Origin of the sequence: Bacillus sp. JJ1533, assembly GCF_036965045.1 — a bacterium.
GTDB lineage: Bacteria > Bacillota > Bacilli > Bacillales > Bacillaceae_L > Ferdinandcohnia.
The window spans coordinates 263,368-283,493 of record NZ_JBALOV010000007.1 but is presented as its reverse complement, the minus strand read 5'-3'; the positions used below and the strand labels follow the sequence as shown (position 1 = coordinate 283,493).

Genomic DNA, 20,126 nt, shown 5'->3' with positions numbered 1-20,126 from the left:
ATGTAAAGGTTTTGTAAATTTGCGTAAATTGATGAATAAACCCAATTTTTGTCGATAACGATGTCATTTCATTGGATAGAAAAAAGCCTAACGGTTACGTTAGGCTTTACTTGCTATATTTAAGTTTATTGAGCTTCTTCTTCATTTTCAGTTGTTTCTTGCTGGGTATCCGTTTCCGGTGTCTCTGTTGTTTGTTGTGGCTGGGTAGCCCTCTTTTCTTTTAGTTCAAAATATTTGTCTAAAATGGCTTCCCCCACTTTAAGGTTCATATTATGAGAAGTGTTTCCATAATATGCGTATGGGATAACTACAGCAAATGCCACCTCGGGATTGTCAAATGGAGCATAGCCTACAAGTGTACTATTGACAGCCTCTATCCCTTTAATAAACGATTGTGCTGTACCTGTTTTTCCAGCAGGATTATAAGGTTTACCTGCAAATACACTTCTGGCAGTACCATTTCTACCTTGAAAAACTAATTTAAATCCTTGTTGGACACGATCGAAATATTTCTGATCAATATCAACTTTATTTAAAACAGTTGGTTCAAATGGCTTTTGTATTGGACCTAATTCGTCTTCTTCCATAGTAGGTTGATGAATTTCCCTTACAATCTTAGGCTGCATTCGATATCCATCATTCGCAATCGTTGACACATATTGTGCTAATTGCAAGGTTGTATAGGTGTCATATTGTCCAATCGCCAAGTCCATTAGCAAACCTGGACCAAACAATGGGCCAGGATATCCTGAAGCCTCACCTGGTAAATCAATACCTGTTTTTACTCCTAATCCGAATTGACTAAAATAATTTCTAACCGTACGAAATGCATCGTAATCAATTGAAATCGGTTGGTTATAGACATAATGTCCACCTGCTAAATCAAGGAATGTCCTAAACATATAGACGTTCGATGACATTTCAAGTGCTTTTAGATCATTGGTCGGTCCTAAGTTTTTCCACGATGCCTTTGTTTCTGTTCCTTTAATTTTAATTGGTGCGTCGTAGTACATCGAACCAATATCAATAACTCCTGTATCATACCCAGTCAACATAGTCGCGCCTTTAATAGTCGAACCCATCTCATATGCGGCATTCATTGTCCCTAGCGCATAATCCTGGAATTCCATCTTGCCGTCTTTGCCTTTTGTGTAGACCTTCCCTGCCATACTTAAAATTTCACCTGTATTAGGATTCATCATGACGACAAATGCGCGGTCGAGATATTGAGTATTTCTCATTGATTTATGAGCCAGCATCTGGTCTTCAATAATTTGTTCGACCGCTTGCTGCAGCTCCATGTCAATGGTAAGAACAAGGTCACTCCCCCTTTGTCCTTCTGATATTAAAATGGTTTCTTGTACTGCATTTCCTTTAATGACATTTTCTACTTTAGCCTTTTGACCATGAAGTACGGATTCATATTGTGCTTCTAAATAGCTTAATCCAACACGGTCATTACGGTTATAGCCTCGGGCTAAATAATAATCAAGTTTATCGCTTGGAAGACCTTCATCCGTATCGGAGATTCTGCCAAGAATGGATTTTAACGTGTAGTCATATTTATAATCTCGAACCCAATCGGTTGTGGTGTTGACACCTGGTAAATTCTCGAGATTTTCACTGACAACTGCATATTCCTCAGGTGTCACATTTTCATTTTTGACAATTTGCGGAACAAGTGCATAGCCCTTCGTCATTTCACGAAATATGGCCGCTACCTCCAACTCTGATTCAGTAATCTCGTTTAGTTCCTCTTCCGTAATTCGTTCGATTTGGAGTTTATAAATATCTTTACTTGATAAATCTCCATCTTGCTCTTTCTGCAGTTCTTCCTCCGTAACTTTCGCTTTAGCCTCGTCTGGATTTTTAAGCATCCAAAAATCTTTCAAATCACGCTCAGTGACTTTGTCCGTCTTCATATCAATCAACGTCGCAAGGGTTTCAGCAACCTTTAGTACATCATCTTGTTTCGTATCTCTCGCACGAGTGTATGTGATGGCATTTAAACCCTTATTATCCACGATAACATTTCCATTTTTGTCATAAATCTTTCCACGTGGAACGGGAAGATTGACAATTTCATTTTCTGTTTTTTCAACTTCCTTTTGATATTTCTCACCGTGAACAATTTGAACCACCCCAAGCCTTAAAATCAAGGCTGAGAAAAGTAAAAAGACCGCAAAGAATAACATATTTAATCGAAAAGGAACATGTGATTTTTTCTTTTTCATCATGAACATCAACTACCTTTATTTTTTTCCTAATCTTTATTTTATCATGTACTGAATTCTTATGATTAAAAAAAGCACCTAGCCAGGCTAGGTGCCTTTATTTCTATTGTAAAAGAAACTCAAACTTTTTTCCATGATAAAAAATGCTAAATCAAATACGCCTTGGCGTATTTGCGCCCAGATTTTCCGAGCTTGCTCGAAACTCCCTCAGAAAATCTGAGGCATCCGCCGGGGGCACTTAACTTTATTCAGCCCTCAGCTGAATAAAGTTAAGCTGTAGAGCCTCCTTCACCTTCAATTAGTTTTCGGTTTGCACCCGATTTTGACTGAAGTTTACCAGCAGCATCAGGTGTTTCAATTCGCCTAATCGGTAAATAAAGGACTACATGGCCTGCTCCAATCACAGCTAGAAGAATCGGAATACTTTGTTTTTCATCGAAAAATATAACAGCGATTAGGAATAGCAGAATCGATAGGATCCTGCCAAGATTTAAAAAGACTTCCCTTACGACCACATATTCAATCCTCATCTCTTTTGCGTTCCATCCCTTACCAATCACATCATAGGTTAATGAATTATATGGGACGAGCAAAATCGGGTAGGCAGCTCCAATAATAACACCATATATAATCAGCCTTGCATAGGTTACATCAAAAAGAATCGCAAAAATAGCAAGATATACCATTATGCCTCCAATAAGAATTGCTTTTTTGCGCATTTTCTTTTTGATTAACCTCGTTGCTAGAAAATAAAACAAAAAAGATACGGCTGAATTGATTAAACCAAATTTCCCTAAGGCTAGCTCACTGCCAGTTGCCACGAAAACAAATACAGAAATGACAAACACAAAGGTCCCTTCACGAATTCCTTGAAAAAAATGTGCATGTAGGATATTCTTCCAATTCGAATTATTTTTTCGCTCATCAAGAATTCTCCTAAAAACGAAATCCCCTTCAGCACTGCGCCTTTTTAAGAAGAAGCTAAGCACAACCGCTCCAGTAAATAATCCTAAGGAAATTCCGAAAATAACTGTGTAACCTGTAAAGCTTTCCATAGAAGAAATGATGATTCCAGCTGCGATAGGACCAATCATTCCAGCAAATGAACCAAGCAATCCTAAAAATCCGTTGAAAAAGTCTCTTGTTTCAGGCTCCGTAATTTCAAAGGTTAAGACATTAAACGCTAACCAATAAAAACCATAGCCTATTCCAAGCAGCCCCCCTAAAATTAATAAATAATCTGAGGCATTCTCACCAATCCACAAAACGGTGATATAAAAAATGGCTAAGAATGAAACTCCAAGCCTTAATACGATCACTCTATCGATTTTTTTGGCCCATCTGCCTGCAAGAATAAAGGTTAATGGTTGTAAAACGACGACTGCTAAATTATATAAGCCTAAATCTTTAAATTCACCGGACTGTTTCCACAAATAGACGTTTACAAACGTGTTTGATAAAGCGATACTTAGCGCATATAATCCACCGATGACAAGTAACAAAATTAAATCTCTGTGTATAGGTACATCACCGAGTACCTTTTTAAAACGAAACATTTGCTGACTCCCCTTTTTTATCTACACTCATTATTGTGTGATAAAAAAAAGGAGATATACTTAGAAAAGTACGATGATTATGCTGTCGAAGCATTCCTTGTCGTGTGCAAGTCCGACAAGCATAAGAAAAGCCAGTGAACGAATCCACTGGCTTTGAATCTTAATTATTTTGCAGCGTTGTAACGGTTTGCTACTTCTTCCCAATTTACTACATTGAAGAATGCAGCAATATAATCAGGACGACGGTTTTGATAGTTTAAGTAGTAAGCATGCTCCCAAACATCTAGACCAAGAACTGGAGTTTTACCTTCCATTAATGGAGAGTCTTGGTTTGGAGTGCTTGTTACTTCAAGCTCACCATTGTTAACCACTAACCAAGCCCAGCCAGAACCGAAGCGAGTTGTAGCTGCTTTAGAGAACTCATCTTTGAATGCTTCAAAGCTTCCGAATTTGCTGTTGATTGCGTCAGCTAATTCGCCAGTTGGCTCACCGCCACCGTTTGGAGAAAGAATTGTCCAGAACAAGCTGTGGTTTGCATGTCCACCGCCATTGTTTCTAACTGCTGTACGGATATCTTCTGGAACAGCATCAAGATTTGAAACTAATTCCTCTACTGATTTGCTTTCTAAATCAGCTTTACCAGCAATCGCATTGTTTACGTTGGTTACGTAAGTGTTGTGATGCTTAGTGTGGTGAATGTTCATAGTTTCCTTGTCGATGTGTGGCTCTAGTGCATCATAAGCATAAGGTAATTGTGGTAATTCGTATGCCATGTTAAATTCCTCCTAAAATATATGTAATATTGAACCTTTTGAAAACGAATTCGTTTTCAGTAGCCCTCACATGTAAGATTACCAAAATAAGTATAATCTTTCAAATAAAACGCTTTGCTCATTACCAATACAGCACCAGATTTAACGTTCCACTAAAGTGCGGCTTTTATTCTCATAACACAACAAACAAGAAATAGATAATCATAATAGCTTGGATGACTCCTTTTGCAACCACACCACTAAGGAAACCAATAAGGGAACCAATGCCACTTTTAAAAGAATCTTTTAGATTCTTTTTATGTACGAGTAGTTCTGCTAGAAATGCCCCAAGGAATGGACCGATGATAATACCAAAAATCGGTATCACAAAAGGTCCAATTAGAAGACCAATCGTACTCCCCCAAACAGCCGCTTTGCTACCACCATACTTTTTAACCCCTAGCAAATTCGTTGCATAATCAGCACCTAATAATAGAAGGAGAAACAAACCTTCTATTACCCAGAACCAAATTGACAATGAATCAAAACCTTGAAAGAAACCATACACCAAAAATCCGCCTGCAATAAAAAGCACACTCGGTATGATCGGATAAACAAGACCAACAAAGGCAATTAGAAACAAGACAATAATGATTGTCCACATTAGAAATACCAAATTAAGAAACCTCCCTGTATTAATTCTAGCTTCCCTAGTAAATTTTATCCTTTTTCTATTATTTTTAGGAATATCCAAGTAAGTCAAGCATAACCTGTATCAAGTAGACATAGCGGAGGTTATGAAGATGAAGCGATTCTTCGCATTCCTAGCATTTGTATTCATTATATTTATTATTTATTACGATATGAGAATTGGAACTCTACCAGTTGCAAAAAATGAACCAATTGAGGCAACTGAGGTCATTGCCCAAACAACAGATGATCCCTATAAGAAAATCACTGTAAAAGCCGGTGATACATTATTATCAATCGTTGAAAAAGTAAATGAAGGGACGCGAATCACGTCCATTGAATCGGTGATTAACGACTTTGAAGAGCTAAACCCTGAAAGTAAGGCCGAACTTCTCCAAATTGGAAAAACCTATAAGTTCCCATTATATACAAATGAATAAGGGTCTTTTCTTGTCAATTTTTTGATTCAACTGTACAATAGGCAAGTAATTGATTTTTTAGACTAGATATTTTTCTAATAAAGGATTACTCTTATAGAAGTGACTGATTAAATAGCTTTTAACTTAAAGGAGCGATATTCGTGAGTGAAATCATCCATCGTACAAAAACACGCCCTGTAAAGGTTGGTAATTTAACGATTGGTGGTAATAATGAAGTAATTATTCAAAGTATGACCACTACTAAGACACATGATGTTGATGCAACTGTTGCAGAAATCAAACGTCTTGAAGAAGCAGGATGTCAAATTGTTCGTGTTGCATGTCCTGATGAACGCGCAGCAAATGCAATTCCTGAAATTAAAAAAAGAATTTCAATTCCACTTGTAGTTGATATACATTTCGATTATAAATTAGCCTTAAAAGCGATTGAGGGAGGAGCCGACAAAATTCGGATTAACCCTGGTAATATCGGTCGTAAAGAAAAGGTTGAAGCTGTTGTTAAAGCAGCGAAGGAAAAAGGAATTCCAATCCGTATTGGGGTAAATGCTGGATCGTTAGAGAAACGTATCCTTGATAAATATGGGTATCCAACTGCAGACGGTATGGTCGAAAGTGCATTACACCATATTAAAATCTTAGAAGATCTTGATTTCCATGACATTATCGTGTCAATGAAAGCCTCAACTGTGACACTTGCCATTGAAGCCTATGAAAAAGCAGCAAAAGCATTTGATTATCCGCTACACTTAGGCATTACTGAATCTGGTACACTGTTTTCTGGAACAGTGAAAAGTGCAGCAGGCTTGGGTGCTATTTTAAGTAAGGGAATCGGAAACACATTACGTGTTTCACTTAGTGCAGACCCTGTTGAGGAAGTTAAAGTTGCCCGCGAACTGTTAAAATCATTTGGTTTAATTTCAAATGCAGCAACATTAGTTTCATGCCCAACATGCGGAAGAATTGAAATTGATCTCATCAAAATCGCAAATGAGGTTGAAGAGTATATTTCAACGATTAAAGCACCAATAAAGGTTTCAGTATTAGGCTGTGCGGTAAATGGTCCAGGAGAGGCTAAAGAGGCTGATATCGGGATTGCAGGCGCAAGAGGCGAAGGACTACTTTTCCGTCACGGAAAAACCGTTCGTAAAGTACCTGAAGAAACCATGGTTGAAGAATTGAAAAAAGAAATCGACAAGCTTGCAGAGGAATATTATGCAAAACAAGCTGCGGAACAATAGAAAAGCGCAAGCGCCTAAATGAGGAGCATCGACTAAGAACTGCCACGTCCTGTGGCAAACGTCGATGTCAGCACCTCCTGTGCAAGTCCGACAAGCACAAGACGGGCCGTTAAGAAGGTTGGACGGAACGGCTTGTGACTCGAGGGGCTAGGCGCTGAAGCTAGACAGAAGAATAAAAACAAGCCCGGCACATGAGTGTCGGGCTTGTTTTATTACTGTTTACTTGTTAAAAGAATGGGAGGATGAAGATGCCTACGATAATTGATACAGCACCGATCCCGATTGCCCATGCTCCTAAACCAGTTGCTCCACGTCGACGTGCAATGAATCCGATTATAATACCTGCTGCTCCTAATAATACAGGCATTACAAATAAGGAAATGATTGATAAAGCTAGAGCCAGCCATCCTAAACCTGCCCCACCTGCTTTATCATTCGTTTGCCCACGGTCAGCTTCACGTTTTGTGGTTCCATAATTAATTGGAGCGGCAACCTCTGCTGCCGTTTCCTCTTTATAGCTTGAGTCAGCATTTGCACCTAAGTTTGGATCAACGTAGTAATCAAAATCATTATTGTTTTGAGAATTTTTTACGTTATTATCTTGTTCTGCCATGCTTATCCCTCGCTTTCCTTATGGGTAAGGAGCATTTATAGTATGAGTATAGGCAGACAGAAATATAATTGTTAATCATTGACTATATAGGAAGTCACAGCCGAATTTATGCCCTGCATTCCGGACAGGATCCATAAATTTCGAATTTATGCCCTGTTACATCATAACCGGATAAGTTGTCGATGATTTTATCCATCGGACAGGATTCAATCTCCTTTGTTTTTCCGCATTCTAAGCAAATAAAATGGTGGTGATGGTGGCTCCCACCACACGTAAAACGAAAATGTTTTTCCCCTGAAAGCTCCGTCATTTCCAAAATACCCAAATCCGCAAATAAAGAAAGGTTTCGATAAATCGTGTCAAAGCTTAGTCCAGGATAGTTTTCCTTTAAACTGTCCAAAACATCCTTTGCGGTTAAGTATTTATCAGAAACAGAAAATAATTCAAGCATTTCCTGTCTTTTACCAGTATGTTTAAACCCTTTTTCCTTCATTAATTGCATCGCTTCAGATACATTCATGCTGCTCTTCCTTTCCACCATTTTTTCCAACCAATTGCACCCAATAGAATCAGTATTGCAAGTACAACGATGGTACCTCCTGGAGCTAAATCAAGATAATAGGAAAGCACTAATCCAAAGATTACCGCTATTTCACCAAATACCACGGATAAGATAATCGTTTGTTTAAAGCCTTTGGCAATTCGAATTGCTGCTGCAACCGGTAATGTCATTAAGGACGAAACTAATAAGATACCGACAATTCTCATGGAAGCTGCAATTACTAAAGCAACAGTCACAATGAAAATAAAGTGAATTGTTTTTGCATTTATTCCAGAAACAGCTGCATGTTCTTCATCGAATGATAATAGGAATAATTCCTTATATAAGAAAATGACAATTAAAATAACAAGTACAGAAATTCCAACAATCATCCATAAATCTGAGCGACTTATTGCGCTCACACTTCCGAATAAATAATTGAATAAATCAGTGTTAAACCCGTCCGCTAAAGAAATAAAAATAACACCTAAACCTATTCCACCTGATAAAATAATTGGAATAGCAAGCTCCTGATAATGCTTGTATACCGTTCTTAACCGTTCAATGAAAAGTGAGCCAAGAACCGAGAACGTCATTCCCATATAAATAGGATTAATGGGTTGAGTAAATCCTAGCTTTTTGTCAAGGAAAAGACTTGCCGCAATCCCCGCTAACGTTACATGGCTTAGGGCATCTGCAATAAGTGATAGCCTTCTAACCACAATAAAAACACCAAGCATCGGTGCAATCAACCCAATCAGTAAACCACTTAAGAATGCATTTTGTAAAAATTCATATTGAAAAATATCTGAAAGCATCGTTTCACCTTCCATGAGTATGTTCATGGGTAATTACTTGAAGTGAATGACCATAAAACTGGGATAAATCCTGGTCTTGGACATGTTCAAATTCTTTCGCACTTCCATGGAAGTGAAGATGCTTATTTAAACATGCGACATGAGACACTTTTTCCGAGACCGTCCCTACATCATGGGTAACTAAAATCAATGTAATTCCCTTTTTCTTATTAATATCTTCAAGCATGTGGTAAAAAGTTTGTACTGTCTTTGCGTCAACCCCTACTGTAGGTTCGTCAAGAATAAGAAGCTCAGGTTCACTTACAAGTGCCCTCGCGATAAAGACACGCTGCTGTTGCCCTCCCGAAAGTTCTCCAATGTTTCGATATAAAAATTCTTCCATACCAACTGATTGTAAGGCTTCAATTATTTTTTTCTTGTGCGCATCCTTGAAAAAATGAAACAATCCAAGTTTTGCTGTTAACCCGCTCGAGACGACCTCAAATACCGTTGCCGGAAACCCCGAATTAAAACTATTCGCCTTTTGAGATACAAATCCAATTTTTGGCCATTCTTTAAATTTAGAAATGGGTGTTCCAAACAATTCTATTGATCCTTTTTGCAGTTTTACAAGTCCAAGAATGCTTTTTAGCAATGTAGTTTTACCGGAACCGTTCGGCCCGACAATCGCGAGGAAGGCGCTCTGAGGAACATCTAAATTGATATTTTCTAATACGGTTTGTTCATCATACCGAAAAGAAAGATCCTTTATTGTCAATACCGAATTTGACTGTGTCAAGTTATCACCTTATTTTTTGTTTATTTCAACTTATTAAGAATCATTACGATTTATACTTTATGAAGTATACAGGATGAATATGATAAAGTAAAGAAAATTGATAACCGAAAATAAGACAACTGAGTACAGAAGCCTTTTCAACGAATTAATTAAGTAATGGAAGTTTTATGCACACACCTTTTCGTGTTTAAATAAACTAACGTGAGGAAGGTGAAGAGTGTAAATATGAATATTTATCAGCAAATCATAAACCAAAAACTAAAGACCTTAACACCAGATGACTTAATGAAATATGGAAAACAATATGATATATATGTAACCAAAGCTCAAGCAACAAATGTGTTAAAATTGATTCGAAAAAAGAAAAATATAAATATTTTTAATCCAGAAGAAAAAAATCAACTATTAAGAGAAATTGCTCAAATAACAAGTCCTGAGGTCGCTAGAAAATTAAACCAATTGTTTATCAAATTCACAAGTTAAAAAAAAGCTGTCATTTTCGACAGCTTTTTTAACTTATTGATTCATAATTTTCTCTAATAAATCCTCATCAAAGGATTTTGATCGGAGCATTTCAATTTCAAACTTATATGGTGCTTTCTTATTATTTTTATCTTCACCAACATAAGGTGTTTCAAGTATTTTAGGGACATTTTCAAGGGAAGGATGGTGAACAATATAATTAATTGCCTTGAATCCAATTTTCCCATATCCGATATTTTCGTGCCGGTCTTTTCCAGCCCCTTTTTCATTTTTGCTATCATTAATATGAAGAACTTTAATTCGATCAAGGCCAACTAATTGATCAAATTGCTCCAGTACCCCATCAAAATCATTCACAATATCATAACCAGCATCATGGGTATGACATGTATCAAAACAAACCGATAATTTGTCATTAAGTGTGACACCATCAATAATTTGTGCGATTTCTTCAAAAGACCTTCCACATTCAGAGCCTTTTCCAGCCATTGTTTCTAAGGCAATTTGTACTTTTTGATCTTTTGTCAGGACTTCATTTAGACCTTCGATAATTTTCTTAATTCCTACATCCGCTCCAGCACCAACATGAGCACCAGGATGAAGGACAATTTGATTTGCCCCTAGCGCTTCTGTTCTCTCAATTTCGGAACGTAAGAAATTCACACCCAGTTCAAAAGTAGCAGGATTTGAAGAGTTGCCAATATTAATAATATAAGGAGCATGGACAATGATATTATCAATCCCATTTTCCTTCATATGAGCATGGCCAGCCTCTATATTTAAGTCTTCAATTTTTTTTCGTCTCGTATTTTGTGGTGCACCTGTATAAATCATGAATGTATTTGCACCATACGACACTGCTTCCTCACTTGCCGCTAGAAGCATCTTTTTACCGCTCATTGAAACATGTGAGCCAATTTTAAGCATACTTTCCACTCCAATCTCCCAAAGAACAATTCATAGAGTCATTTTATCATACCAAGCAATTATTTTCTTTTTAAACGTCTTTGGCGCTTTTTGAACTCTTCCATTTCCTTGTTCATTTTTTTCTTATAGCCCGGCTTTACCTTTTTAGGCTTTTTTACTTTGTTTTTCGCAATTTCGTCAATATCATCTGCTTGTTTTTTACGGGCCTTTCGCTTATTTCTCTCACCGACCTGGACCCACTCGTCCTTTTCAAGGTCCATATTCACAAAAGCAATTCCCATTTTTTCAAGCCTTACAATCGCGTCTTCGTCAGAAAGATCATAAATGGTCGCAGCTATTCCTGAATTACCCGCTCTAGCTGTTCTTCCAACTCTATGAATGTAAAAATCAAGATCACTAGGTAATTCATAATTGATCACATGGCTTACACCTTCAATATCGATTCCTCTTGCAGCTAAATCAGTTGCTACGACATATTGAAATTCCAGTGAATTGATTTGTTTCATGACTTTTTTACGTTCACGAGGTGGCAGGTCCCCATGGATTCTTCCAACCTTCATCCCTTTTTCTATCAAGACATCTGCTACTTCGTCAGCCATTTTTTTAGTGTTTGTAAAAATGATTGCCAAATATGGGTTGTACGCCTCCAACATCGACTTTAGCAGGGCTGGCTTGTTTCGATGGCGAAGTGGAACTAGAATATGCTCTACCTTTGCAGCTGTAGCCTGCTTCGGGGCAACATGAGTGTACCGCGGATTTTCCATATATTTTTTTAAAAAGGGCTTTAATTTTTCTGGTATCGTTGCTGAAAATACCAAAATCTGAAGGTCTTCCGTCATTCTTGATGCAATCTGGTCAACATCTTCAATGAAGCCCATATCAAGCATCAAATCTGCTTCATCAACAACGATTTGTTTTGCCGTGTATACCTGAAGAGCCTGTTCCTTGACTAAATCATGAATTCTTCCAGGTGTTCCGACAACAATATGCGGCTGTGTTTTTAGCTTCTCGATTGCACGCGCCTTGTCTGTTCCACCTACAAATAATTTTGCTGTAATTGGATTCTCTTCACTGAATTTTGTAATTTTGCTAATCTCTTGATAAATTTGAGTCGCAAGCTCTCTTGTTGGGGCTGTTATAACCGCTTGTACCTCTGGTCTTTCCGGGTCAATCTTATTGATAATCGGTAATAGATATGCATGTGTTTTACCTGTTCCAGTTTGTGATTGACCAATGGCATTCTCGCCTCGCTGGATGCTTGGTATTAATCGTTCTTGAATTTCAGTTGGCTTTTTAAATTTAATCTCCTTTAAAGCCTCAAGTATAAATGGATGAAATTGAAAACGTTCAAAATCTTGTACTGTCATTACGATCCCTCATTTATATAAAGTGAATTTTGTATGTAAGGTTCATTTTAATAGTATGTATCAATCATAACCTAACAATTAATTATAAAGGAAAGGATTAAAAAACACCAATCAAGCCCAATTAAGTGTTTAACTTAAACATTCAAATCCCTTTTCGCATATCCTACAAACAAGGTATTATCACTATATTCGTTCTTCTACTTAGTCGCGGTAATGTGAAAGGAGGATAAGTAAATGTATTATCCAAGACAACCAATAAATCCAATGAACCAAATGAGGCAGATGAGGCCACCATCGATGTTCCCGCAGCAATCTGGTTTCCGACCACCTGGAATGTTCGGTGGTATGCAAGGGATGCGAGGGATGCGAAGTATGCAAGGCATGCAGGGGATGCGAGGGATGCAAGGACAAGGAGGATCTGGCTTAGGCGGTCTTCTCAAGAAATTAATCCCTGGTATGGGGAAATCAAATCCAGTGCAAGGAATGGGAGGTATGCCTGGCCTTTTTAACCCTTCGCAAGGGGTAAACCCTGGTACTCTTCAAAATTTAGCGAATCCTTCGAATTTAAGTGCAATGTTAGGTAATGTACAAAAGACCTTAAAAATGGCAGAATCCGTTGTTCCAATGGTTCAGCAATATGGCCCATTAATGAAAAATATTCCAGCCATGATTAAAATGTACAGTGCCATAAAAAATGCAGGAAATGAAGAGGAAACAACGGAAGAGACTAAAGAAGAGAATGAAACAATTTCACTATCTGACGTGACCTCAAACGATGAGGATATTGAAATCGAAAAAGAAAAACCGAAAGCAACCGGTTCTGGACAATCCGTACCAAAGCTTTACATTTAAAAGACTTTGTATTATCCTTCATACTCAGATATAATAAATACGAGATTACGAGAGTACCAGTATATTATAATATATGGTATAAGCTATCCGATTTATTACCTGAGGAGGAGAAGTGCATGGATGTAATCAAAATTGCACCGCGCGGTTATTGCTACGGTGTAGTGGATGCGATGGTAATTGCAAAAAATGCTGCTTTAGATAAATCATTACCGAGACCCATTTATATATTAGGAATGATTGTTCACAATAAACATGTTACAGATGCCTTTGAGGAAGATGGAATCATCACACTTGATGGACCGAATCGTCTAGAAATTCTAAATCAAGTCAAAGAGGGTACTGTCATTTTTACAGCACATGGTGTATCACCTGAGGTGAAACAATTAGCGAAGGAAAGAGGTCTTGTTACCCTTGATGCGACATGCCCAGACGTAACAAGAACACATGATTTGATTAAAGAAAAGTCAGCTGAAGGCTACCACATTATCTATATTGGAAAAAAAGGCCATCCGGAGCCAGAAGGAGCAATTGGTGAAGCTCCTGGTTTTGTTCATCTCGTTCAAACGGTAGAAGATGTTGAAAAACTTGAGCTAAATAGCGAAAAACTTGTTGTAACAAACCAAACAACAATGAGCCAATGGGATGTTCAACATGTTATGGAAAAGGTGAAGGAAAAATTCCCACATACAGAAGTCCATAATGAAATTTGTTTAGCTACACAGGTTCGTCAAGAAGCCGTTGCAGAACAGGCAAAAGAAGCCGATTTAACGATCGTAGTTGGAGACCCGATGAGCAATAACTCAAACCGTCTTGCACAAGTTTCGAAGGAAATTGCAGGTACAACAGCTTATCGTGTAGCAGACGTGAGTGACATTCAACTTGAATGGCTCGAAGGTGTAGAGAAGGTAGCTGTTACAGCAGGCGCTTCTACTCCAACACCGATTACAAAAGAAGTCATCAATTTCTTAGAACAATATGACCCAGAAAATGAAGAAACCTGGGAACGTGTTCGAAAAGTTCCACTTCATAAAGTATTACCAAAGGTAAAAGTCCCTAAAAAATAAGCAAAAGGTACTCCAAAATTGTGGAGTACCTTTTTATGTTATACAAAAGTAAATGGGTCGGTATTTAATTCAGATGTAATAACTGAAACTTCAAATTTCTTTTCTTTAAAACGCTCTGTTAGGACATTCGCTACGCCTTTTTTCATGACCTTCTCAATATTATGACCAGGGTCCACAATATTAAGACCCATCATCATTGCATCATGAGCCACATGGTAATACATATCCCCTGTAACATATACGTCTGCCCCGGCTCTTTTCGCATATGAAATATATTTATTGCCGTCACCACCAAGCACAGCAACCTTTTTTACTTTATCTGAGAGTGAACCAACGACACGAAGTCCATCCACATCTAATTTATTCTTTACATGCTGTGCAAATTGCTCAAGTGTCATCTCTTGTTCGAGATAACCAACCCGGCCAAGACCTAGTACGTTCCCCTCATTTTCAAGCGGATAAATATCATAGGCAACTTCTTCATAAGGATGAGCATGATGCATGGACGTGATGACCTTTTTTTGGAGACTGATTGGAAAAACTGTTTCAATTCTGATTTCATCTACTTCCTCTAATTTGGCAATTTCCCCGATATGAGGGTTTGTTCCTTCTTGTGGCAGGAAGGTCCCTGTACCCTGTGTATTAAACGAACAATGACTATAATTACCGATAAACCCTGCACCGGCTGCACCTAATGCCATCCGAACATCCTCAGCAGAATCTTTCGGAACATAAACAGCTAGTTTTTTCAGTCTTTCCTCGTAGGTTGGGGCAAGTAATTCAATATTTGTTAGCTCTAATGCATTGGCTAGTAAATCATTGACCCCACCGACTGCTACATCGAGATTCGTATGTGCTGCATAGACCGCAATCTTATGTAAAATACATTTTTCTATGATTCTTCCGGCAGGAGTATCGGTTTGAATAGCTTTTAACGGACGGAAAATCGGTGGATGATGGGCGATAATTAAATCGACATCATTTGCGATGGCTTCGTCTACAACATCCTCTAAGACATCAAGCACAACCATAATCTTCTTTACGGGTTTATTTAATGTTCCAATTTGAAGACCAATTTTTTCACGGTCACCTTCAACAGCTAAATGTTTTGGAGAAAATTGCTCAAATACTTGAATCACTTCAAATCCGTTCGGTACTTTGCTCATTTTAACGCCTCCTTAACGATCTTGATCTTTTGCTCGAGTTCTTGTTTTCTCATTCGGTTTTCAGGGGTCTCGCCTGCTTCCTTAAGCTGTTCGATAATTCTCTCCCAATGTTTTAACTCATGAGTCCATTTTCTTATAAAAATTGGATTTTTTTCTTGTAATAAAAATGGACCAAGCAATAATTCTTGTTGTACATTTTTATATGGTTTTTGTGGGTCTCCTTTTTCAGCAACTAGTACTTCGTAAATTTTTTTATCTTCCTCTAAAATTTCTTCAGCAATTAGTTCCCAATTATTTTTAATCAACCATTCCCTAATCGTAGAAGCTCCGATATTCGGTTGTAAGATAAGTCTATCCACACCAGGTAGTCTGGTTTTACCGTTATCAAGGATGGAGCGAATGAGTGATCCACCCATTCCAGCAATGGTTATACATGTGACTTCATTTGGTTGAATAACTTCAAGGCCATCTCCTTTTCGGGCCTCTAAGACCTCATCAAGCTGATTTTTAGAGATTTGTTTTTTGGCTGATTTTAAAGGACCTTCTGCCACTTCTCCTGCTATTCCTTTTGAAATCATGCCATTAAGAAATGCATAGCACGGTAAATAAGCATGGTCAGAGCCAATGTCCGCTAAAATAGCCCCTTTTGGTATGTATGATGCAACGGTTTCAAGCCGCTTTGATAGTTTCTCTTCATTCATAATAACACCACATTTTTTTAAAATTAGTAATCAATACGCTTTAGCGTAATTGTGCCCAGATTTTTTTCGAGTTTGCTCGAAAACTTTCCTCTAAAAATCTGAGGCATCCGCCGGAGGCATTAACTTTATTCAGCCAAGGTATTGATACATACTTGGATTAGAATAATACCTCCAGTGGTAGGGCCTTTTTGAATAAAGTTAATTATACAAGAAGTACAGTTAAACTTCCATCTGCAGAAAAAAACCCCTTACATTACATGCAAAGGGTTTTAATCTATTATTTATTTTTGTTCAACTAACCAATTTGCAATTTCTTGTACTTGTGCAGGGTCTTTAACTAAGCCACCTGGCATTGCACCTTTACCATTCGTAATTACATCTTGAATTTCTTCAACAGATAAATCAAGACCTTTTAATGCGGGTGCAGTACCTTGACCAGCTAAATCCTGTCCATGGCAAGCAGCACATGTACTTTTGACAATCTCTTCTGGGGAAGCAGCAGCTGTTTCTGGTGCTTCTTCACCTTTGTTTGCCATTTCGTCCATGTTACCTAATCCAACAAAACCTAATAGGAACATAAGTCCAATACCGAATACTGCAATAAGAGCAAATGGTATCAATGGATTCTTTTTCATTTTCTGACCTCCCTTACCTTATGTACATCATCATTAAAGAAGTTAATATATATTCTATACAAACACTCTCTATTTTACTTGAAAAATGCTAGAAGTGAAAGTCCTAATTGTACAAAGAATACTATTAACACATTATTGCAAAATTATATTACACAAAAACGTCACAAATTTGTCAAAAAGACTAATAAAAAACTCCAAACCAAAGGGCAAGGAGTTCTTAATTACATCATTTATTAACATCCAATTGCTCTGGCAATTACCATTCGTTGAATTTCAGATGTCCCTTCTCCGATTTCAAGAAGCTTTGCATCCCTCATAAATCTTTCAACATGATATTCTTTCATATATCCATACCCGCCGTGAATTTGAACGGCTTGATTTGTAACCTCCATGCAAATTTCTGATGCATATAACTTAGCCATAGATGCTTCTTTTGAAAAATTTCGGTTTTGATCTTTCAACCATGCTGCTTTATACACCATATTTCGTGCCAATTCAATTTTCATTGCCATATCTGCTAATTTAAATTGTATCGCTTGAAAGCTAGAAATCGCTCTACCGAATTGTTTCCGCTCTCTAGCGTACGCTAACGCCTTTTCATAAGCTGCTTGAGCAATTCCAACTGCCATAGCTCCAATTCCAATCCTGCCACCATCTAACGTGATTAGAAACTGCTTAAAGCCTTCTCCACGTTTGCCAAGTAAATTCTCCTCTGGAACACAAACATTTTCTAAAACTAACTCTGTCGTGTTAGAAGCATTAAGCCCCATTTTCTCATAATTATCAATTACTTTAAATCCTTCTGTATCAGTTGGAACAATAATCGCACTAATTTCCTTTTTCCCGCTATCTCGCCCTGTTATCGCAGTGAGAGCAAGATGCTTAGCAAAGCTAGCATTGGTGATAAAACATTTATTTCCGTTGATTATAAATTCATTATTCTCAAGTACGGCCTCAGTTTGCGTTCCTCCAGCGTCTGAGCCAGCATTTGGCTCGGTTAGTCCGAATGCACCCAGTGACTCTCCGGTACAGATGGGTGATAAATATTTTTGCTTTTGTTCTTTCGTTCCAAATAAATGAAGGGGTGCACCGCCTAGCGAGATATGTGCCGAGTATGTAATTCCGGTAGACCCACAGGCACGGCTTAGTTCTTCAACTACGATTGCAAAGCTAATTGTATCTGAATCCGCTCCGCCGTATTCTTCGGGAAAAGGTAGACCCATCATCCCTAATTCACCGAGCTTTTGAAAAACCTCAATTGGGAAACGTTTGTCTTTATCACGTTGTTCAGCGCCTGGAGCAACTTCTGCTTCGGAAAACTCCCTAATCGTTTTTTGAATCATTTTTTGCTCAGTCGTTAAATCGAAATTCATAATACCCCTCCCGTTGTATGCGTTTTCAATATCTATTATAAGGGGTAATGATTAATTTTCAAACAATTTAAATATTGAATAATATCGCGATTGAAATAATACTTCCAAGAACTCCGGCAATTAAAAAATATTTTTTCTTTGAAAAAATGCCAACAATGACCCAACAAAAACAATTCAATAATATAACTACTGACAAATAATTTCCATAACCTTTAAATAGATAATCACTGACGTTTACTGATAAAAGAAGGATAAAAAGAGCAATTATGATGGAACCGATGTGTACGAAAAATGGATTTTTTCGGTTTAAAATTAAGCCTAAGGTACAGATTATTATAAAAATAAAGTTTATTACCATTTGCAATATAGGCGATATTTCAGTAAAATAAGTGACAAGAAATAAAACTGGTAAAAGTAAACCAATTCCGAGTAAAAAAATGTTTGTTTTGTTCTTTGAGTTACCTGTTGGTTGAGTGGGTTCAACTCCTTCTCCTTCTGTGTATAAGGAGAGAAGAAAATTGCAATACGCCTCTGGGAGTAATTTATTTTCTCGCCAATACAGGATTTCGTTAATAATGATTTTTTTTCGATCTTGATTCATGAAAGCGTTCACCTTTTTTGAGTATAAATTCAAAGACTAAAAACGCTATTTCTAAGCAGCAATGTCTTTGTGACTAACGCAGTACGGGCCTAAAGGACCCAAAAAAAATAGTTTACTTCAATTTTATGAAGTAAACTACGAAATGTAAATGAAAATTTTTATTCTAAGAAATCTTTTAGTCTCTTGCTGCGGCTTGGGTGACGTAGTTTACGTAGTGCTTTCGCTTCAATTTGGCGGATACGCTCACGTGTGACACCAAATACCTTACCTACTTCTTCAAGGGTGCGAGTACGTCCGTCGTCTAAACCAAAGCGTAGACGCAATACGTTTTCTTCTCTGTCTGTTAAGGTATCAAGGACATCTTCAAGTTGTTCCTTTAAAAGCTCATATGCAGCATGTTCTGATGGAGATGTTGCATCCTGGTCTTCAATAAAATCGCCAAGATGTGAGTCATCTTCTTCACCAATAGGTGTTTCTAATGACACAGGCTCTTGAGCAATCTTTAAGATTTCCCTAACCTTCTCAGGTGTTAAATCCATATCCTCACCAATTTCTTCAGGAGTTGGTTCACGCCCAAGATCCTGGAGTAACTGACGTTGTACACGGATTAATTTATTGATTGTTTCAACCATATGAACAGGGATTCGGATGGTTCTTGCTTGGTCTGCAATGGCACGAGTTATAGCTTGACGGATCCACCAAGTGGCATACGTACTAAATTTGAAGCCTTTACGATAATCAAATTTCTCGACGGCCTTAATCAGTCCCATGTTCCCTTCTTGGATTAAATCTAGGAAAAGCATCCCGCGACCAACGTAACGCTTGGCAATACTTACTACGAGACGTAAATTGGCCTCAGCAAGTCGCCGTTTGGCCTCTTCATCACCTTGCTCAATTCTTTCAGCAAGCTGAATCTCATCGTCTGCTGAAAGTAGGTCAACACGCCCAATTTCTTTTAAGTACATACGTACTGGGTCATTAATCTTAACCCCTGGAGGAACACTTAGGTCATTTAGATCAAATTCTTCTTCCTTGGCTAACTCTTGTATATTGGGGTCATCTTCATTATCATCAGAAGCATCATGACCTTCGCCTTCACCTAATAATTCAATCCCCTGCTCTCCTAGGAACTCATAGTATTCATCAAGATGGTCTGATTCAACTTCAAACCCGGACATACGCTCGGCGATCTCCTCATAGGTTAAGACACCGCGTTTTTTACCTAGCTCTGTTAATTTTTCTTTGACTTGTTCTAATGTTAATTCTGTATCAACTTCTTTAGACTTTTTAGCCATTT

The 20,126-nt window shown here is 37.8% G+C and carries 21 protein-coding genes; 5 read left to right on the top strand and 16 right to left on the bottom strand.

What is annotated here, in order from left to right:
* Positions 1-125 precede the first annotated feature (125 nt).
* The 4 genes from V7138_RS05625 to V7138_RS05610 form a co-directional block, all read right to left on the bottom strand.
* Positions 126-2,237 (bottom strand): peptidoglycan D,D-transpeptidase FtsI family protein, encoded by a 2,112-nt coding sequence (locus V7138_RS05625; RefSeq protein WP_438824315.1) that lies wholly within the window; start codon positions 2,235-2,237, stop codon positions 126-128.
* A gap of 266 nt (positions 2,238-2,503) precedes the next feature.
* Positions 2,504-3,790, bottom strand: coding sequence for an MFS transporter (locus tag V7138_RS05620; protein ID WP_335394808.1), 1,287 nt, complete (start codon positions 3,788-3,790; stop codon positions 2,504-2,506).
* 164 nt (positions 3,791-3,954) lie between these two features.
* Complete coding sequence (sodA, locus tag V7138_RS05615) at positions 3,955-4,563, bottom strand: superoxide dismutase SodA (protein WP_335394806.1); 609 nt, start codon at positions 4,561-4,563, stop codon at positions 3,955-3,957.
* Positions 4,564-4,735: 172 nt separating this feature from the next.
* Positions 4,736-5,206 (bottom strand): DUF456 domain-containing protein, encoded by a 471-nt coding sequence (locus tag V7138_RS05610; protein ID WP_438824319.1) that lies wholly within the window; start codon positions 5,204-5,206, stop codon positions 4,736-4,738.
* Positions 5,207-5,345: 139 nt separating this feature from the next.
* On the opposite strand from V7138_RS05610, the gene V7138_RS05605 reads away from it, so the two are divergent.
* Together V7138_RS05605 and ispG are read left to right on the top strand one after the other, a co-directional pair.
* Positions 5,346-5,672 (top strand): LysM peptidoglycan-binding domain-containing protein, encoded by a 327-nt coding sequence (locus V7138_RS05605; protein WP_335394802.1) that lies wholly within the window; start codon positions 5,346-5,348, stop codon positions 5,670-5,672.
* Positions 5,673-5,806: 134 nt separating this feature from the next.
* Positions 5,807-6,910 (top strand): flavodoxin-dependent (E)-4-hydroxy-3-methylbut-2-enyl-diphosphate synthase, encoded by a 1,104-nt coding sequence (gene ispG, locus V7138_RS05600; RefSeq protein ID WP_335394858.1) that lies wholly within the window; start codon positions 5,807-5,809, stop codon positions 6,908-6,910.
* A gap of 226 nt (positions 6,911-7,136) precedes the next feature.
* Here the strand turns inward: ispG and V7138_RS05595 are convergent, their stop codons facing one another.
* The 4 genes from V7138_RS05595 to V7138_RS05580 all read right to left on the bottom strand — a co-directional run bounded on the left by V7138_RS05595 (position 7,137) and on the right by V7138_RS05580 (position 9,660).
* A complete protein-coding gene (locus tag V7138_RS05595; protein ID WP_335394801.1) occupies positions 7,137-7,523 on the bottom strand; it encodes a DUF4190 domain-containing protein in 387 nt (128 codons plus the stop codon).
* Positions 7,524-7,629: 106 nt separating this feature from the next.
* Entirely contained in the window at positions 7,630-8,043 is a 414-nt protein-coding gene (locus tag V7138_RS05590) for a Fur family transcriptional regulator (RefSeq protein WP_335394799.1), read from the bottom strand.
* Entirely contained in the window at positions 8,040-8,882 is an 843-nt protein-coding gene (locus V7138_RS05585; protein ID WP_335394797.1) for a metal ABC transporter permease, read from the bottom strand. The genes V7138_RS05590 and V7138_RS05585 overlap by 4 nt, the downstream gene beginning before the upstream one ends.
* Positions 8,883-8,886: 4 nt before the next feature.
* Positions 8,887-9,660 carry a metal ABC transporter ATP-binding protein gene (locus V7138_RS05580; protein ID WP_335394795.1) on the bottom strand — a complete coding sequence of 258 codons (774 nt, stop codon included), beginning with the start codon at positions 9,658-9,660 and terminating at the stop codon, positions 8,887-8,889.
* Positions 9,661-9,885: 225 nt separating this feature from the next.
* Between V7138_RS05580 and V7138_RS05575 the strand changes: the two genes are divergently transcribed.
* Positions 9,886-10,143: a DUF2624 domain-containing protein gene (locus V7138_RS05575; RefSeq protein ID WP_335394794.1), complete on the top strand. Its 258-nt coding sequence runs from the start codon at positions 9,886-9,888 to the stop codon at positions 10,141-10,143.
* A gap of 33 nt (positions 10,144-10,176) precedes the next feature.
* On the opposite strand, the gene V7138_RS05570 is transcribed toward V7138_RS05575, so the two are convergent.
* A complete protein-coding gene (locus V7138_RS05570; RefSeq protein WP_335394792.1) occupies positions 10,177-11,070 on the bottom strand; it encodes a deoxyribonuclease IV in 894 nt (297 codons plus the stop codon).
* A gap of 59 nt (positions 11,071-11,129) precedes the next feature.
* Complete coding sequence (locus V7138_RS05565; RefSeq protein WP_335394790.1) at positions 11,130-12,437, bottom strand: DEAD/DEAH box helicase; 1,308 nt, start codon at positions 12,435-12,437, stop codon at positions 11,130-11,132.
* A 234-nt stretch (positions 12,438-12,671) separates the two neighbouring features.
* Between V7138_RS05565 and vrrA the strand changes: the two genes are divergently transcribed.
* Together vrrA and V7138_RS05555 are read left to right on the top strand one after the other, a co-directional pair.
* Positions 12,672-13,289: a VrrA/YqfQ family protein gene (gene vrrA, locus V7138_RS05560; protein WP_335394789.1), complete on the top strand. Its 618-nt coding sequence runs from the start codon at positions 12,672-12,674 to the stop codon at positions 13,287-13,289.
* Positions 13,290-13,405: 116 nt separating this feature from the next.
* A complete protein-coding gene (locus V7138_RS05555; protein ID WP_335394788.1) occupies positions 13,406-14,353 on the top strand; it encodes a 4-hydroxy-3-methylbut-2-enyl diphosphate reductase in 948 nt (315 codons plus the stop codon).
* A gap of 38 nt (positions 14,354-14,391) precedes the next feature.
* Here the strand turns inward: V7138_RS05555 and V7138_RS05550 are convergent, their stop codons facing one another.
* From V7138_RS05550 to rpoD, 6 genes are all read right to left on the bottom strand, one after another.
* Positions 14,392-15,519 carry a Nif3-like dinuclear metal center hexameric protein gene (locus V7138_RS05550; RefSeq protein WP_335394786.1) on the bottom strand — a complete coding sequence of 376 codons (1,128 nt, stop codon included), beginning with the start codon at positions 15,517-15,519 and terminating at the stop codon, positions 14,392-14,394.
* Positions 15,516-16,220, bottom strand: a complete 705-nt coding sequence (locus tag V7138_RS05545; RefSeq protein ID WP_335394785.1) for a tRNA (adenine(22)-N(1))-methyltransferase — start codon at positions 16,218-16,220, stop codon at positions 15,516-15,518. Before V7138_RS05545 ends, V7138_RS05550 begins: the two co-directional genes overlap by 4 nt.
* A gap of 281 nt (positions 16,221-16,501) precedes the next feature.
* On the bottom strand, positions 16,502-16,855 hold the full coding sequence (gene cccA, locus V7138_RS05540) for a cytochrome c550 (protein WP_335394783.1): 354 nt from the start codon (positions 16,853-16,855) through the stop codon (positions 16,502-16,504).
* Positions 16,856-17,088: 233 nt separating this feature from the next.
* Entirely contained in the window at positions 17,089-18,228 is a 1,140-nt protein-coding gene (locus V7138_RS05535) for an acyl-CoA dehydrogenase family protein (protein WP_335394782.1), read from the bottom strand.
* 67 nt (positions 18,229-18,295) lie between these two features.
* Positions 18,296-18,829, bottom strand: a complete 534-nt coding sequence (locus V7138_RS05530) for a hypothetical protein (protein WP_335394781.1) — start codon at positions 18,827-18,829, stop codon at positions 18,296-18,298.
* Positions 18,830-18,987: 158 nt separating this feature from the next.
* Positions 18,988-20,124, bottom strand: coding sequence for an RNA polymerase sigma factor RpoD (rpoD, locus tag V7138_RS05525; protein WP_335394780.1), 1,137 nt, complete (start codon positions 20,122-20,124; stop codon positions 18,988-18,990).
* Positions 20,125-20,126: the final 2 nt, after the last annotated feature.